Source organism: Cytobacillus eiseniae, from assembly GCF_017874625.1.
In the GTDB taxonomy this organism is placed as follows: Bacteria; Bacillota; Bacilli; order Bacillales; family Cytobacillaceae; genus Cytobacillus; species Cytobacillus eiseniae.
In genome coordinates this window covers 1-15,545 of record NZ_JAGIKZ010000003.1, presented here as the reverse complement: position 1 = coordinate 15,545, position 15,545 = coordinate 1, and the positions used below count along the sequence as shown (strand labels likewise).

Sequence of the window (15,545 nt, the reverse complement as noted above, 5' to 3'; positions counted from 1 at the left end):
TACGCGTAGGCTTTACTCGATCCTTACGGGGTCCATCGCTTGTACATTGCCAGGCTCAATCTGCAATAAGGGGTTTTCCAATGCTTTATTCTCTAAAAATGCAGAAAGCTCCTGTGCGTTATACTGCAACAATGCAATCGCTTGCGTGAGCTCTTGCGTCATCGTAAGCTTTAATGTCTGCTGCTGCCATAACCCTGCTTGTAAGTTCATTTCAATCCCCCCTCATGTACATCTTACAATAATGTGAACGAATGTTGTATGGAAAAATCTTGGCATGAGGAAGTCTTAATAGAGTATAAATTCTAAAAACATGAATTTTTATGCATAATTCGAGCCTACTCTTTTTAACTAAACATAAAAAAGTGCTCCCACGAAAAAATCGTAGAAACACTTTTTTCAAAAAAATATCTAGCGCCCTCGGAGGGAATCGAACCCCCATTTTAAGAACCGGAATCTTACGTGCTATCCGTTGCACCACGAGGGCAGTTTAAAAGAATGCATTTGTGTTACAAATATAGATTATATGTGATTTTTTTAAACTTTGCAAGGCATCTTTCGTTTAAAAAGCAGGAGGAGCGGGTATGATGGAAACGAAAAAGCGTTATCGGATAAGGAATGTCGAATAATTATCTCATTTTGCTCAAGTGTATTGTTTGACCTTAATTGACCAACAGTGTATCATGAGAATACATACATCAATGGAAAAATATGAGGTATTGTATGTCAACCCTTACTTAATTAAAGGAGGAATAAAGAGATGAACTTAATCCCTACAGTTATTGAACAAACCAACCGTGGAGAGCGTGCTTACGACATTTACTCTCGTCTTCTAAAAGACCGTATTATCATGCTTGGTAGTGCCATTGATGATAATGTTGCCAACTCAATTGTAGCACAATTATTGTTCTTAGAAGCTGAAAACCCTGAGAAAGATATTACATTATATATTAACAGCCCAGGTGGAAGCATTACTGCCGGTATGGCCATCTATGATACGATGCAGTACATTAAAGCAGATGTTTCAACGATTTGTACAGGTATGGCTGCATCAATGGGGGCATTCCTGCTTGCAGCTGGTGAAAAGGGCAAGCGCTATGTGCTTCCAAACAGTGAAGTGATGATTCACCAACCTTTAGGTGGTGCTCAAGGGCAAGCAACAGAAATCGAAATTGCTGCTAAGCGTATTCTATTCCTTCGTGATAAGCTGAATAAGATCCTAGCTGAGCGCACTGGCCAACCACTTGAAGTAATCGCTAAAGATACAGACCGCGACAACTTCATGACGGCAGAAAAAGCATTAGAGTACGGCTTAGTTGATAAAATTATTACGCGTAAGCCTACAGAAGAAAAGAAATAAAGTTTTAAAAAAACACATGAGATTCTCCGCTTGGGAATCCATGTGTTTTTTAGGTGTGGGGATTATCATTTTGGGTAGAGGAGATATCTAAAGACAATGGAATTTTATATGCTTATAGTTATTTTTGTTATTTGTATTTGTATTAGTTCATTCCTAAATATCATCCTTAAACTGACGGATAAGAAAAATTGGCTCATGAGTTTTCTCATGTGTATTGCATTGACAATTGTTATTTTTGCCCTTTTATATGAAAGATAGTGATGATAAAAGCGGGGCTGCTAATGTAACAGGTTGGAAATAGTTGCTTATTCTCGAGAGTAAATCAAAATAAGCGGAATTTTTCCGGTTAAATGCAGAATGAAGCGCTTTTTTGGGAAAATAAGCGGAAAATTTCCGCTTATTCATTGTAAAATCGTTCATTTTTCATTTTTTTGAGTAAATAGGCGGAATTTTTCCGTCTATTTTAACTCCTTTTACTAATAATGATGAAATAAGCGGAGTTTTTCCGTCTATTTACCGCTCGGGTACGCAACCTAATCTCCCAACTATCCTTCTCTTGATCCTAATGAATAGAATGATTGATTCACTGTTTTCGAATGCACAAAAAAACAAGCGAATAAGTATATAAATTCGCTTGCTTCTACCTCTAAACGACTTGACTATTTAATTTTCCTGCAAAATATAATTAGTCAATTCTTCAAGCGCTTCAGCTTCGTCTTTGCCATCTACAATTAATGTAATGACAGAGCCTGAGCTAATAGCAAGGCTCATCAAGCCCATGATGCTTTTTGCATTGACTTTCTTTCCATCCTTTTCAAGGAATACATCCGATGAAAAGCGATTGGCTTCCTGCACAAATAAGGCAGCTGGACGTGCTTGTAAACCTGTTTTCAATTTTACTTCAACCTTTTTCTCCACCATTTCTACCTTTCCTCCCATTCTAGATTAGTCCTATTCTAAATCGATTCTCCAATACGTAACTTGTCAGCAATTTCATCTATTTTTCTTAAACGATGATTAATCCCTGATTTGCTTATATTGCCCCCTGAAACCATTTCACCAAGTTCCTTTAACGTGACATCCTGATAAGCCACACGCAGTTCAGCAATTTCTCTTAACTTATCTGGCAACACATGAAGACCGATTGTTTCATCAATGTAGCGAATATTCTCCACTTGACGCAAGGCTGCACCGATTGTTTTATTTAAGTTCGCTGTTTCACAATTTACGAGTCGATTAACGGAATTTCGCATATCACGAACAATCCGAATGTCTTCGAAGCGAAGCAATGCATTGTTCGCACCAATGATGATTAAAAACTCCGTAATTTTTTCTGCTTCTTTTAAGTAGACGATAAATCCCTTTTTTCGCTCAAGTGTTTTGCTATTTAAATTAAATGTATTCATCAATTCACATAAAGAGTCGTTATGCTCCTTATAAAGTGAAGAAATTTCTAAGTGATAGGATGAGGTTTCAGGATTATTCACTGAACCTCCCGCTAGAAAAGCACCACGGAGATAAGAGCGCTTACAACATTTCTTCTGGATCAATTCCTCCGAAATATTGTGGGTGAAAATAAACCCTTCAGTTAATATTTTCAAGTCATCCAAGATTTCTTTCGTTTGCTCTGCTAATCGAACAATATATACATTATTTTTCTTCAGCCTCATTTTCTTTCGAACAAGAAGCTCCACCTGTACATCATAATTCTTCTTAATAAGGATATAGATTCTTCTTGCAATTGCGGCATTTTCCGTTTGAATATCAACGATTAATTTTTTGTTGGAGAAGGAAAGAGAGCCATTCATCCGAATAAGTGCTGATAATTCTGCCCTGCTGCAGCAATCCTTTATTTCTAAATTTGTTAATTCCTTTTTCGTTTCTGAAGCGAAAGACATCATTTTTCACCACCTTAAAGCTAAACCACTTATGATGCACGAATCAATCGAAAAATGCAAGCATATTTACTTATTTTCTCTTTCATTCATGAGCAATGAATAGAGCATTTTAGCTACTTCTTTTGTATCATGACGGATTTTATCATCTTTTAAACTAACGATTTCCCCATGCATCACTTCGAGACCAAGTTCCTGCAGACGATCCACATCAAATAGAACAGGCTGTGACATTTCTTCACTATAACGTTCTTGAATATTTGCTGGGATTTCCTTATTGTTGACAAGAATCGTATTCATAAAGGCGCAGCTCATATGATCATAAATCGCTTTTACATGTTCACTCGCTGTATAATTATATGTTTCGCCAGCTTGTGTCATTATGTTGCATATATACACTTTTTTTGCCTTTGAACGGCACACCTCTGAGCCGAGCTTCGGCACGAGTAAGTTTGGCAATATGCTTGTATATAAGCTTCCTGGTCCAATAATAATTAAATCTGCTTGGCGAATGGCAGAAATCGTCTCAGGAAGTGCTTTAATTTTATTTGGCGTTAAAAAGACTCGTTTAATCTTTTTTCCAGAGAAAGGAATTTTCGACTCACCAGATACAATAGTGCCATCTTCCATTTCAGCATGCAAAACAACACTTTGATTCGCAGCAGGCAATACTTTTCCCCGCACATTGAGCACCTTGCTCATTTCTTGAATCGCATGAGTAAAGTTTCCTGTAATGGAGGTCATTGCTGCTAGAATTAAATTCCCAAGTGAATGCCCAGAAAGTTCATTGGATGTATTAAAGCGATGCTGAAACATCTCTTCAATCAGTGGTTCCACATCAGACAACGCGGCCAAAACATTGCGTATATCACCAGGAGGAGGAATATGCAAATCATTTCTCAGTCTCCCTGAACTGCCCCCATCATCTGCAACGGTTACAATCGCTGTGATATCAACAGGATATTTTTTTAGCCCTCGCAATAGAACTGGCATTCCTGTACCACCACCGATGATGACAATTCTTGGCTGTGCTTTTTTCATTTGTCTTTTTCCCTTCTCCCCTCAATATCACGATGCGAGATTCTTGTATGATATTCTTTCTTGAAGTATTCACCGATGTATTCAGCTAACGCAACCGAACGATGCTGACCACCTGTACAGCCAATTGCAATCACAAGCTGTGCTTTTCCTTCCCTTTTATAATGAGGGAGCATAAAGCTAAGCAACTCTGTTACCTTCTCAAGAAATTTCTGTGTTTCCGTCCATTTTAATACATAGGATGAAACCTCTTCATCAAGACCTGTTTTTGGTCGCATATGTTCAATGTAATGAGGGTTTGGAAGAAAGCGTACATCAAAAACGAGGTCTGCATCGATAGGCAGTCCGTGCTTGAAGCCAAATGACATTACATTAACTGTAAAAAGGGTTGATTTATTTACAGAGAACTCCATTAGGATCTTTTCCCGAAGCTCTCTTGGCTTTAATTTTGTTGTATGATAAATAAGCTGAGCCCTTCCTTTTAGCTCTTCAAGCAGTTCACGTTCAAGCTTGATGCCTTCTAAAGGCAAGCCAGAAGGGGCAAGCGGATGAAAACGTCTCGTTTCCTTATACCGTCTAACTAATGTTGAATCATCTGCATCCAGGAAGAGAATTTGCGGTGTAATCCATGATGTTTCAGCAAGATCATCCAATGCTTTGAATAGATGATCAAAAAACTCACGTCCTCTAAGATCCATCACTAAGGCAACCTTATTCATCTTATTCCCTGAATCCTTCATCAGTTCAAGGAATTTAGGCAGGAGCGTCGGCGGCAGATTATCAACACAGAAAAATCCTAGATCTTCAAAGCTTTGAATGGCAACTGTCTTACCAGCGCCTGACATGCCCGTTATAATAACCATTTGCGTTTCCTTTACTGCGCCAGTGCTCATTTATGATTCCCCCTGTATTTTTAAAAGGCGTCCTTATTATTTAATTAGTAATTAGGATGAAAGTCGATTCAATTCTTCAAGAAGTGAAGGTCAGAGGTTGTTTAGCTTGGATCAAGCCGATAGCTAAGCAATTCAAAATCAGGTGTATACGTAAAAGTACCATATATAATCCCGTTGCCATGGATCATGTATTCTAAAATATGATAATCCCCTGCAGCCATTGGCAGGTTCTTAATTTCTGCAAATGGATGCCAATGAATCTTTCCCTCTTCTGACTCATCTAGATTTAATCCATCAGACTCAGTAGCCAAGAATGTAAACATCATCCATTCAGAAAGCACTTGATCGCCATCCTTCATAATAAAGGTGAAAATTCCCTTTATATTCGGATTGCGTAAATACACTCCTGTTTCCTCTCTAAATTCACGAATGCACGAGTCTCTAACTGACTCTCCAGGCTCCATTTTTCCACCTGGAGCTACCCACCAGCCCCGACTCGGTTTTTGCAAAAGCAATACTTGCTCATCTTTTAACAATACACAGTTAGTGACTCGTTGCATGATTCTTCACCTCTTCTTGTATCCAGTCCACATGATTCATTTAATTATACTATTTTTATGCAGCGCCCACAATAAATAGCAGCTGCAAACAAATGGCAGTCTGAATGAAAGACAATATTCTGATATTGTGTATAAAAAAAAAGCACAGATTACCTGCGCTCTACAAAGGATTATATCTTTAAGGGGGTCAATTTCTACTCTTATCATACCCGACTTTTATTTCACGACTGTTACAGGAAAATTAAAAGAGAATGACTTTTTGTAAATTTATCTAAAATTATCCTTTTATTTGTGAAAAAAGAAAAGCCGCACAACAATTGTACGGCCATTCTACAAAAATTATGCTTTTAAGCTTTCCATTAATTCCTCGATATAGTGTTGAGCGCTTTGTGCAGCGATGCTGCCGTCTCCAGTTGCTGTCACTATTTGACGAAGCATTTTCTCACGAATATCACCTGCTGCAAAAACACCAGGCACTTTCGTTTCCATATGTTCATTTGTTTCAATATAGCCATTTTCATTTGTAATGCCAAGGCTTGCAAATGGCTTAGAGAGTGGAATCATCCCGATGTAGACGAAGACGCCATCTGTTTTGAATTCCTGCTCTTCGCCTGTTTCAGTTGAAACAAGCGTCACACTTCCAACCTTGCCATTCGCTTCATTGATTTCTTTCACTGTATGATTCCAAATGAACTCAATCTTTTCATTATCAAATGCGCGCTTCTGTAAGATCGCTTGGGCACGAAGCTCGTCACGACGGTGAACGATTGTTACTTTGGATGCAAAGCGTGTTAAATACACACCTTCTTCAACAGCTGAATCTCCGCCACCAATGACAACAAGTTCTTTTCCTTTAAAGAAAGCACCATCACAAACTGCACAGTAAGATACGCCGCGGCCTCCAAGATCCTTCTCGCCAGGAATCCCGAGCTTTTTATATTCAGCACCTGTTGTAATAATTACTGCTCGTGCTTTATATTGCTTAGCACCTGCAACAACGGTTTTATATTCCGGTCCATCAATAATTTCCTTAATATCCCCATATCCATATTCCGCACCAAATTTCTTTGCATGCTCAAACATTTTTGTTGATAAGTCTGGGCCAAGAATATGATCAAACCCTGGGTAATTTTCTACTTCTTCCGTGTTTGCCATTTGTCCACCTGGAATCCCGCGCTCAATCATTAATGTTGAAAGGTTCGCACGTGATGTATAAACAGCAGCCGTCATCCCAGCTGGACCAGCACCTGCGATAATGACATCATAAATTTTTTCTTCTGACATGCTCATTCACTCCTATAATAAAGGACTTTTATTTTATTATGACCATCTATTATTATCCTATAAAAATAAGTCATTGTCGTCCAAGTATTTGCTTATGAAAGGAGATTTTTTACTTTTTTTACATAGTTCTTTAAAGTCGAGGGAGAAATATTGTATTTAACGGCCATTTCTGTTTGAGATGTCTTTCCCTCTTTCATTTTCAGCCACACATATTCAACCGCTGCAGCCCAAGCCTTCGTATTCTTCATCGCTTGATTCGTATTCATTAGTTCGATAAAAACAGAAAACCACATTAAAAAGAGACCCGCTTCAACGGTGCCAATTGGGTGATGGTTCTCATAAAGCAATGCTGCTGTATCATGCAGAGGCAATGGCTTCATTTCTTGATTTGAACGCAATGCAGATACATAATCCCGCTCTAATGAAGTCAATCTTTGATTTTTCTGTACTTCATTTGAAGAGAGGATTTCTTCCCTTTTTTCTGAAATAGAAGTAAGAAATATCGCAAAAAGGCGTTCCTCGATATAGTCACTGTCCAGTTTTTTCAATATCGATGTATAATGATTTTCGAAGCCATCAAGAATCACTTTTTCATGATTCCAAGGCTCAAAGCCCGCCTTCTCTGGATTTAATGCTACTGCTTTTTTCCATGTGGATTCTGCAATAGACGTTCTGCCCGTATAATAGGCTGAATAGGATAGCCAGTAATAGAAGGCCCCATCTCCGTCAAATCCCTTTTTCTGCAGGTTGCGCAGCAATGAGAAAGCAACATCATATTCACCCGTTAAGGCAAAGGTTGCACCAAGCTTAAACTGATGATCAATTGAAATCGGCTTAATCTTTTTCAGCATTTCCTTTAAGACAGCTACTTCTTTAAAATCATGCTGGTAAAAGGCAAAAACAAGCTTGTTGCAAAGGGCATGCAGATTTCCCGGATTTTCTTGAAATACCTTTGCCAAAATCTCAGCAGCCTTCTGATTTTCCCCGAGATAGAAATAGGCAAGTGCGAGATTATTATAGGCAGACCAATATTCAGGATACTCTTCAATAACAGAATTAAGAATTTCCACTGCTTTTGGAAAATGTCCAGATTCGAGCAGTTCCCTTGCTTCTTCCTGCTTCGTAATTAGATCATCCTGGTCATATAGCTCCTCATCCAGTTCATCTGCTTCCATTGTTAGCAGTTCAAGCAGATCAAGTGTATCATCAACAAATTCCCCATCCTCCTCCATATCCAAATAAATATTGGCATGGTGGTAAGCATCCTTGAAGAAGCCAAGATGAGCATAGTTATTTGCAAGAAAGTAATGACATTCAACCATATCCTCGTCCAATTCCTCAAGAATTTGGTGAAGGAGGGTATTCGCTTGCTTGTACTCCCCTAATTCAGAGAAAATAATCGCTAATTGGCAGACAATCATTGATTCCTCAGGCTCTAAATGCATCGCTCGCTGTAAATATTTTTTCGCTTTATAAAGATCCCTTTTATGGTAAGCCTTTAATCCTTTTGCAAAGTAATACTCACCTGTCGGGTTAAATGTTAGTAATTTTCCTTTTGGTTGTCTTGCTTTAGAGTCTTTGCTCATGAAATCCTCCATCTATGTTAATCAACTCAAGTAGTATATCACATGAGCAAGCTTATGGAGAAGAGCTCCGAGGAATATTTGAAGCTTGCCTTTGAATGAAACGGCTTCGTGTGGCAATTTGAATGATTGATCGGGGCATTTTTTGAATTTGTATGATGAATAGAAGGAATTTTTCCGCTTATTTCGTAATTATTAATAAAAGGGATTAAATAGGCGGAGAAAATCCGCCTATTCACTCAAAAAACTCGAAAATATGGAATTTTTGTTTGTATAAGTGGAATATCTCCGCTTATTTCACCAAAAAAGAACTTTATTCTGCATTTAACCGGAAATTTTCCGCTTATTTTACTTTTGCTCGTAACTCGAATATGGACAAGACATCTTTTTAAGGAAAGTGGAGTTCCCAAGAAACTCATTATGATGTTCAAACCCTATTTCATGTAAGTGAGGTATTAATGGGGACTATCTATAATACCCATCAACTAAAGAAGGATTAGATGATAAAAAAACGCAGAGGTTTGCTACACCTCTGCGTTTTCCTGTGACCTTTTATTGTCTAAAAAGGATTGGATTTAGCTTATGGATTCGATTTTTTCAATCGAACGATCCAGAGCACTTATTCTTTTACTTGACCATAAATTGGATCGTTTGCCGATCGTGCAGCCATTTCTTCTTTTGTATAGATGACTCGCATCGGGTTTCCGCCGACAAAGGCACCTGCAGGAACATCTTTATGAATAAGTGTGCCTGCTGAAACAATGGCGCCATCGCCAATCGTTATCCCAGGCAGGATCGTTGAATTAGCGCCAATCATCACTTCACTGCCAATATCGACTGGCCCTAGACGGTACTCTTTAATTAAGTATTCATGTGCAAGAATCGTTGTGTTATAGCCAATGACCGTATTGCGGCCAACGCTAATTTTTTCAGGGAACATGACATCCAGCATCACCATGAGCGCAAAGGATGTTTGATCCCCAACCTTCATCCGCAGGAAAGTCCGGTAAAGCCAATTTTTCATCCCTAGAAAAGGCGTATATCTGGCCATTTGAATCACGATAAAGTTCTTTACCACTTTCCAAAAAGGGACCGTCTTATATACATGCCATAAGGAGTTGGCACCTTCTACTGGAAATCTTTCCGTATTCCTCATTTTTTCCCGACCTCGAGGATCGCAAGTAAATCCGTCATGTTTTCCAGCATGTAATCAGGTTGGAAGCCGCTTAAAAACGCTTTACCTTTCATGCTCCATGCGACACCCGCTGTTTTTGTGCCAGCATTTTTTCCACCAAGGATATCATGTGAGTTATCTCCGACCATTATCGCTTCCTCTGGCTTTGAGCCTAATAATTCAAGTGCTTTCAAAATTGGCTCTGGATCTGGCTTCGGTTTTTGCACATGATCCAATGCGATAATAACGTCAAAGAACGGATCAAGCTTCGATAGTTCTAATCCCTTTTTAGCAACCATTAATACTTTCGTCGTAACGATGCCAATTTTGAAACCTGCTTCCTTCAATTGACGAATCGTTTCATATACTCCATCAAAATCCTTCACAAGCAGATCATGATTCTCTAAGTTATACTCCCTGTAGACAGCAATCATTTCCTCTACATTCTCTGGGTTAATCGCTGCAAATGTTTCAGTGAGCGATGGGCCAAGAAAAGGAATGACCGCCTCTCGATCATATTGATCCGGGTAGTATTTCCCTAAAGTATGCAAGAAGGAGGAGATAATTAATTCATTTGTATCGATTAACGTTCCATCTAAATCAAATAAAATCGTATTAACTTGTGTGTTCATAGGCTGTTTCCTTTCTTTTAGCCATATCTGTCCGATTCCAAATATAGCTAATAATAAGCGTTAATAAAATCGCGACTCCTAGGCGGATGAGAAAGAGCGGCAGGATCGGGATCCCTAATGGAATAAAGATTAGCGTATCTTCAATCACCGCATGACAGGCGACGAGAAAAACAAAGGCAATTGTTACATCCCGCTTACTGACACCGTCCTCTTTCACTGCCTGAATCATCACACCTGCTCCATATGCCAGGCCAAATAATAAGCCTGCTGCAAGTGTTGTGGACGTATTTTCCTTCATGCCTAACGCCCTTGTCACAGGTGCCATCCATTTAGAAAAAATCGCAAGCCATTGTAAATCCTTTAAAATTTGAATGACGATCATTAGAGGAATGACGATAATGGCTAATTGAAAAATGCCAATGCCAGCCTTCTCCAATGCCTCTAGCAAAATAGCAGCCCAGCCTGTTACCTCTTCGTTTTTCACAGGAACCATTCCGTATTTCGCGATGTCTGATCCACCTTGCCATACTAGATTAATAATAACAGCAGAAACAAGCGCTAACCCTAATCTGACAGTGACAACAATCCATAGTTTCACACCAACCTTCGTTGCCACACTCGATTCGATTAGCATATTATGCGAAAAGGAAAGCATAACAGCGATAATAAATACTTCTTTGACCGTTAATTCGAGGGTTAAAATGGCTCCGATTCCTGCATAAAGATTCAGGAAATTTCCTAACACAATCGGGATTGCCGCATCTCCTGATAAACCGATCAAATTCATGAGTGGAGTGATGAGCTTAATCACCCATGGCAGGATCGGGGTATGTTGAAGCAAGGCAACAATTAATGTCACTGGAAAAATGATCTTCCCTAATGTCCAAGTTGTTTTTAAGCCAACGAGGATTCCCTTTTTGGATGATTCAACGAACATGTCACTCCTCCTCTACTTAGGCGCTTTTGTCTAAATAACGCTGATTGGCGTATCCTTTCATTCTTCTAAAGATAAGCAGGATGATCGCGCCAACAACAAGAACGATGGAAATCATTTGTGCCGTTCTCAGCATTTCCGTAAGCATTAAACTATCCGTTCGCATTCCTTCCACAAAGTAGCGGCCGATCGAATACCAAATCACGTACGTAAGGAAAAGCTCTCCACGGCGTAAATTCACTTTTCTTAAAAGAATAAGAAGAATAAAGCCAAGGATATTCCAAACGGATTCATATAAAAACGTAGGGTGGTAATATGTACCGTTAATATACATTTGATTGATGATGAAGTCTGGAAGATACAGATTTTCTAGAAATGCGCGGGTTACTTCTCCTCCATGGGCTTCTTGATTCATAAAATTACCCCAGCGGCCAATCGCCTGGCCGAGAATGATACTTGGAGCTGCGATATCCGCAATTTTCCAAAAGGAAACTCCGCGCTTTTTCGCAAAAATAACGGCTGTAATAACGGAACCTATTAAGGCACCGTGAATGGCAATGCCGCCTTCCCATATTTTAATCATATCGCCAGGATTTTGGCTGTAATAATCCCACTGGAAAATCACATAATAGATGCGGGCAGAAATAATTGCAATCGGAATCGCCCATAGCATTAAATCTGCAAACAATTCCTTTTGGAGCCCTCTTTTTTCTGATTCTCTTATAGCAAGTATAAGTGCTAAAGCAATGCCGATTCCGATGATCAGCCCATACCAGCGAATATCTAGCGGCCCGATAGATATCGCAATCGGATTAAGCGGTTGTATAGTTGATTCCATAATCACTGCTCCTTTATATCTCTTATTTCAAAAAACAAGCTGATTTTCCTAGCTAATGACTGTCTTTTAATCACTATCTTCAATAACATCAGCAAGCCGATTGGAAAATTGCTCTGCAGCATTGACACCCATCCTTTTTAAACGGAAGTTCATTGCAGCCACTTCAATAATAACGGCTAAGTTACGGCCAGGACGAACGGGGATTGTTAGCTTCGGGATGTCCATATCAATAATCTTCATTTTTTCCTCATCAAGACCCAATCGATCATATTGTTTATTCTGATCCCATAATTCTAAGTCCATCACAATCGAGATTCGTTTGAAGCTGCGAACAGCACCCGCACCAAATAATGTCATTACATTAATAATCCCTAGTCCACGAATTTCAAGTAAATGTTCAATCAGCTCAGGCGAAGTACCAACAAGGGTATTCTCATCCTCTTGCCTAATTTCAACACAGTCATCCGCCACTAAACGATGGCCTCTTTTCACAAGTTCAAGCGCTGTTTCACTTTTTCCGACACCGCTCTTTCCTGTAATAAGCACGCCGACTCCATATACATCGACGAGAACGCCATGGACAGCCGTTGTCGGGGCAAGCTTACTTTCTAAGAAATTCGTTAGGATACTGGAAAATCGCGTCGTTTTCAGCTTTGTCCTTAATAGTGGGACCGCTTCTTGTTCTGCGGCATTTATTAATTCTTCTGGAATGTCCATTCCTCTTGAAATAATAATCGCAGGCGTAATATCCGTGCATAGCTGTTCAAATCGGGCTTGCCGATCCCCATCATTTAATCGTTCAGTAAATGTGAGCTCCGTCTTTCCGAGCAGCTGAATTCTTTCTGCAGGGTAAAAATTAAAATAACCAGCCAATTCAATCCCTGGCCTCGATAGATCACTAGTAACAATCAGACGATTAATTCCCTCTTCTCCTGCTATCAGCTCTAAATCAAATTTCTCAATAATATCCTTCGTACTTACTTTAGGCAATCGATGTTCCTCCCATTCCATTATGGCAGTTTCCCTATATTTTAGCACTTTTTCCCTCAGAACCAAACGAGTTCATTCCGAAAATAGACAAGAATTAGAAAAGCACGGACTTTCGGGAATGAGACGTCCATTAATTAACAATAAAAATAGACCAACTTTGTTCCGAGTTGGTCCCTAAAATAGGCAGGCTATTCTCCTCTTTTCTTATCAAAAATAAACTTTTGGATGATGAGGTTGGCAATCGACATGACGATCGCTACAAGGAGTGCCGTTCCAAAGCTGGCAATTTCGAAGGAGCTTCCCATAATTCGATCGGTCAGTTGCAAAGTAATCGCATTAATAACAAAGAGGAAAAATCCAAGTGTAAATAAAGTGACTGGCAAAGTAAGAATAATTAATACTGGCCGAACAAGTATATTTAAAATGGAAAGGATGAAGCTTGCCCCAATAGCAGCCCCAAAACTAGATATGTAAAAGGATTCTTCTGAAAATCCTGCGATTGCGACAAATAGAACGGCATTAATAATGATCCCAACTATCCATCTCATAAAATACAGCACCTCAATTCTACATGTAGGAGAAAAGGGAATCATTAGAAGGAATGGACAACAGCATCGTCCTTTCTCTCTTCATTCTTCCCTCCCACAAGCTTTCTTTCGACAAATTAGAATGTCACTGATTTTGCTTTTTTCACTTGAATCGTTCCTGTTTTCGTCTCAGCAATGATCTTTAACAGCTGATCAGAATGATTCAATGATTTAAAGCGCATCGCCTTTTGCACGACATCACTTTTATCTTCAATTACTTGAATGCCCTCAAGATTAACATTAAAACCGCCAAGATTCGTTTTCAGCTCTCCATCAACCGCTTGGTTAGGAATTTGCAATTCGATTCCGCCGGTTGCAGCTTTCGCCTCAATGAATTGGCTTGTTTCCCCACTTATCGCGCAAAAAATGTCCCCATTAAAAGACTGAAGATCCAGCTTTTGATAATCTCCATCAATCATAATGGCCCCATTTAATGTTTCTGCTTCTAATTCATCAACAAAACTCTTTTGAAACGTAATTTGCCCATTAGCCGTCTCTACTTCAGCAAATTTGCCCTTCAGCTCTTGAAGGTGGATTTTTCCATTGGCTGTTTTCGCTTTATAACTAGCTACTGATAAATTTCTGCTCTCAATCGAACCGTTAAACATGCGAATTTTAATATTTTCATAATCAGTTTGCGGAATGTAAATATCCGCTTCAACCTTCATCCATTTTTGTTGAGTCGCAAAGCGCAGCTTCCTGCCATCAACGGCAAAATAGACTTCGTTCAAGAAATTTCTACGTGCTTCATCCTGTGTTTCGACGCGATACACTTTTGCATGACAGTCAATTCGAACATCCTGTTGATCCCATGGAATAATTTTCACTGAACCATTTGCTAAATCAATATCCACTTCTTTTAAGTCGACATCGCTTTGTTGAAAAATATGTGAAAGCTCAATCGATTTGCCAAAGTTAAAGTCTAAATCAAAATCCTTAATTTTTTTATATGCCTGATCAACAAAATCAATAATTTTGTCCTTCGCTGACTGGAATTTGTAATTGAGTGGGTCTTCTTTTTTTGCTTCTTCAAACTTTGGTGTATTGGATAGCTCTGGAAATAAGTCATCTTTCTTTACGGATGAAGACTTGCTCGATTGATCAAGACCTTCCATTAATAATAATGCTTCATCCACCGTTAACTTGCCCTCTTCAACCATTTTAAGTATTCGTTTACGCTCTTCTTGCATACGAATCTCCCCCAACACTTTTATAAAAAACATCCTACTCAGCGACATGCGCCTTCTTCTTTATATACGTGATAAAAATAATGAAGGTTTCAATTATTTTTTTATTTTTTGCTGTTTTACAGATATTGTTGCTTATAAATGGTTATGATTAATTGACTAATTTTGCACACAGACCCCTTATTTGTTCTAAAAGAAATTGCTGAGATCGTTTTAGAAGTGAATTGAAGATGCTTTGGCAGTTTTTTATGCCTTGTTGGACTTCAATAACCTCTATTGAGGACCCTTTGACGGTTTTTTTCGCTTGTTGGGGTTCAATAACCACTATTGAGGACGCTTTGACGGTTTTTTTCGCTTGTTCGGGGTTCAATGACCCCTATTGAGGACGCTTTGACGATTTTTTTCGTTTGTTCGGGGTTCAATAACCTCTATTAAGGACTCTTTGATGGTTTTTTTCGCTTGTTCGGGGTTCAATGAACCCTATTGAGGACGCTTTGGCGGTTTTTTTCGCTTGTTCGGGGTTCAATGACCCCTATTGAGGACGCTTTGACGATTTTTTTCGTTTGTTCGGGGTTCAATAACCTCTATTAAGG

Annotated in this window: 16 protein-coding genes and 1 tRNA gene; 1 reads left to right on the top strand and 16 read right to left on the bottom strand. The window is 39.1% G+C overall.

The window, feature by feature from the left end:
• Positions 1-12 precede the first annotated feature (12 nt).
• A complete protein-coding gene (locus tag J2Z40_RS20075) occupies positions 13-210 on the bottom strand; it encodes a hypothetical protein (RefSeq protein ID WP_342590317.1) in 198 nt (65 codons plus the stop codon).
• Between the two features lie 202 nt (positions 211-412).
• Positions 413-484, bottom strand: a tRNA-Arg gene (locus J2Z40_RS04290).
• 273 nt (positions 485-757) lie between these two features.
• Between J2Z40_RS04290 and clpP the strand changes: the two genes are divergently transcribed.
• Positions 758-1,357: an ATP-dependent Clp endopeptidase proteolytic subunit ClpP gene (gene clpP, locus J2Z40_RS04285; RefSeq protein ID WP_066397637.1), complete on the top strand. Its 600-nt coding sequence runs from the start codon at positions 758-760 to the stop codon at positions 1,355-1,357.
• A gap of 663 nt (positions 1,358-2,020) precedes the next feature.
• Here clpP and J2Z40_RS04280 read toward each other — a convergent pair.
• The 14 genes from J2Z40_RS04280 to J2Z40_RS04215 all read right to left on the bottom strand — a co-directional run bounded on the left by J2Z40_RS04280 (position 2,021) and on the right by J2Z40_RS04215 (position 14,955).
• Entirely contained in the window at positions 2,021-2,278 is a 258-nt protein-coding gene (locus J2Z40_RS04280; protein WP_066397640.1) for an HPr family phosphocarrier protein, read from the bottom strand.
• A 35-nt stretch (positions 2,279-2,313) separates the two neighbouring features.
• Positions 2,314-3,255, bottom strand: coding sequence for a DNA-binding protein WhiA (gene whiA / locus J2Z40_RS04275; RefSeq protein ID WP_066397642.1), 942 nt, complete (start codon positions 3,253-3,255; stop codon positions 2,314-2,316).
• A 66-nt stretch (positions 3,256-3,321) separates the two neighbouring features.
• Complete coding sequence (locus J2Z40_RS04270) at positions 3,322-4,293, bottom strand: gluconeogenesis factor YvcK family protein (RefSeq protein ID WP_066397645.1); 972 nt, start codon at positions 4,291-4,293, stop codon at positions 3,322-3,324.
• Entirely contained in the window at positions 4,290-5,183 is an 894-nt protein-coding gene (gene rapZ, locus J2Z40_RS04265; RefSeq protein WP_066397648.1) for an RNase adapter RapZ, read from the bottom strand. Before rapZ ends, J2Z40_RS04270 begins: the two co-directional genes overlap by 4 nt.
• Positions 5,184-5,284: 101 nt before the next feature.
• Positions 5,285-5,743 carry an 8-oxo-dGTP diphosphatase gene (locus J2Z40_RS04260; protein ID WP_066397652.1) on the bottom strand — a complete coding sequence of 153 codons (459 nt, stop codon included), beginning with the start codon at positions 5,741-5,743 and terminating at the stop codon, positions 5,285-5,287.
• A gap of 339 nt (positions 5,744-6,082) precedes the next feature.
• Entirely contained in the window at positions 6,083-7,027 is a 945-nt protein-coding gene (trxB, locus tag J2Z40_RS04255) for a thioredoxin-disulfide reductase (RefSeq protein WP_066397655.1), read from the bottom strand.
• A 92-nt stretch (positions 7,028-7,119) separates the two neighbouring features.
• Positions 7,120-8,613, bottom strand: coding sequence for a tetratricopeptide repeat protein (locus J2Z40_RS04250; protein WP_066397658.1), 1,494 nt, complete (start codon positions 8,611-8,613; stop codon positions 7,120-7,122).
• A gap of 616 nt (positions 8,614-9,229) precedes the next feature.
• Complete coding sequence (locus tag J2Z40_RS04245; protein ID WP_066397659.1) at positions 9,230-9,766, bottom strand: acyltransferase; 537 nt, start codon at positions 9,764-9,766, stop codon at positions 9,230-9,232.
• Positions 9,763-10,416, bottom strand: coding sequence for a pyrophosphatase PpaX (ppaX, locus tag J2Z40_RS04240; protein ID WP_066397661.1), 654 nt, complete (start codon positions 10,414-10,416; stop codon positions 9,763-9,765). The genes J2Z40_RS04245 and ppaX overlap by 4 nt, the downstream gene beginning before the upstream one ends.
• Positions 10,400-11,353 carry a nucleoside recognition domain-containing protein gene (locus tag J2Z40_RS04235; RefSeq protein ID WP_066397664.1) on the bottom strand — a complete coding sequence of 318 codons (954 nt, stop codon included), beginning with the start codon at positions 11,351-11,353 and terminating at the stop codon, positions 10,400-10,402. The genes ppaX and J2Z40_RS04235 overlap by 17 nt, the downstream gene beginning before the upstream one ends.
• A 16-nt stretch (positions 11,354-11,369) precedes the next feature.
• On the bottom strand, positions 11,370-12,188 hold the full coding sequence (gene lgt / locus J2Z40_RS04230; RefSeq protein WP_066397666.1) for a prolipoprotein diacylglyceryl transferase: 819 nt from the start codon (positions 12,186-12,188) through the stop codon (positions 11,370-11,372).
• Between the two features lie 66 nt (positions 12,189-12,254).
• The gene (hprK, locus tag J2Z40_RS04225) at positions 12,255-13,178 is read right to left on the bottom strand and encodes an HPr(Ser) kinase/phosphatase (RefSeq protein ID WP_066397669.1); all 924 of its coding nucleotides are present in this window, start codon (positions 13,176-13,178) and stop codon (positions 12,255-12,257) included.
• Positions 13,179-13,366: 188 nt separating this feature from the next.
• Complete coding sequence (locus J2Z40_RS04220; RefSeq protein WP_066397671.1) at positions 13,367-13,726, bottom strand: phage holin family protein; 360 nt, start codon at positions 13,724-13,726, stop codon at positions 13,367-13,369.
• A 116-nt stretch (positions 13,727-13,842) separates the two neighbouring features.
• On the bottom strand, positions 13,843-14,955 hold the full coding sequence (locus tag J2Z40_RS04215; RefSeq protein WP_066397676.1) for a DUF4097 family beta strand repeat-containing protein: 1,113 nt from the start codon (positions 14,953-14,955) through the stop codon (positions 13,843-13,845).
• Between the last annotated feature and the right edge of the window lie 590 nt (positions 14,956-15,545).

Excerpts from the sequence above, each read along its gene's own strand:
- J2Z40_RS04215 (WP_066397676.1), bottom strand. The coding sequence starts at position 14,955 with ATGCAAGAAGAGCGTAAACGAATACTTAAAATGGTTGAAGAGGGCAAG.
- clpP (WP_066397637.1), top strand. The coding sequence starts at position 758 with ATGAACTTAATCCCTACAGTTATTGAACAAACCAACCGTGGAGAGCGT.
- trxB (WP_066397655.1), bottom strand. The coding sequence starts at position 7,027 with ATGTCAGAAGAAAAAATTTATGATGTCATTATCGCAGGTGCTGGTCCA.
- J2Z40_RS04220 (WP_066397671.1), bottom strand. The coding sequence starts at position 13,726 with ATGAGATGGATAGTTGGGATCATTATTAATGCCGTTCTATTTGTCGCA.
- rapZ (WP_066397648.1), bottom strand. The coding sequence starts at position 5,183 with ATGAGCACTGGCGCAGTAAAGGAAACGCAAATGGTTATTATAACGGGC.
- J2Z40_RS04280 (WP_066397640.1), bottom strand. The coding sequence starts at position 2,278 with ATGGTGGAGAAAAAGGTTGAAGTAAAATTGAAAACAGGTTTACAAGCA.
- J2Z40_RS20075 (WP_342590317.1), bottom strand. The coding sequence starts at position 210 with ATGAACTTACAAGCAGGGTTATGGCAGCAGCAGACATTAAAGCTTACG.
- ppaX (WP_066397661.1), bottom strand. The coding sequence starts at position 10,416 with ATGAACACACAAGTTAATACGATTTTATTTGATTTAGATGGAACGTTA.
- whiA (WP_066397642.1), bottom strand. The coding sequence starts at position 3,255 with ATGTCTTTCGCTTCAGAAACGAAAAAGGAATTAACAAATTTAGAAATA.
- J2Z40_RS04260 (WP_066397652.1), bottom strand. The coding sequence starts at position 5,743 with ATGCAACGAGTCACTAACTGTGTATTGTTAAAAGATGAGCAAGTATTG.
- J2Z40_RS04235 (WP_066397664.1), bottom strand. The coding sequence starts at position 11,353 with ATGTTCGTTGAATCATCCAAAAAGGGAATCCTCGTTGGCTTAAAAACA.
- J2Z40_RS04250 (WP_066397658.1), bottom strand. The coding sequence starts at position 8,613 with ATGAGCAAAGACTCTAAAGCAAGACAACCAAAAGGAAAATTACTAACA.
- J2Z40_RS04245 (WP_066397659.1), bottom strand. The coding sequence starts at position 9,766 with ATGAGGAATACGGAAAGATTTCCAGTAGAAGGTGCCAACTCCTTATGG.
- J2Z40_RS04270 (WP_066397645.1), bottom strand. The coding sequence starts at position 4,293 with ATGAAAAAAGCACAGCCAAGAATTGTCATCATCGGTGGTGGTACAGGA.
- lgt (WP_066397666.1), bottom strand. The coding sequence starts at position 12,188 with ATGGAATCAACTATACAACCGCTTAATCCGATTGCGATATCTATCGGG.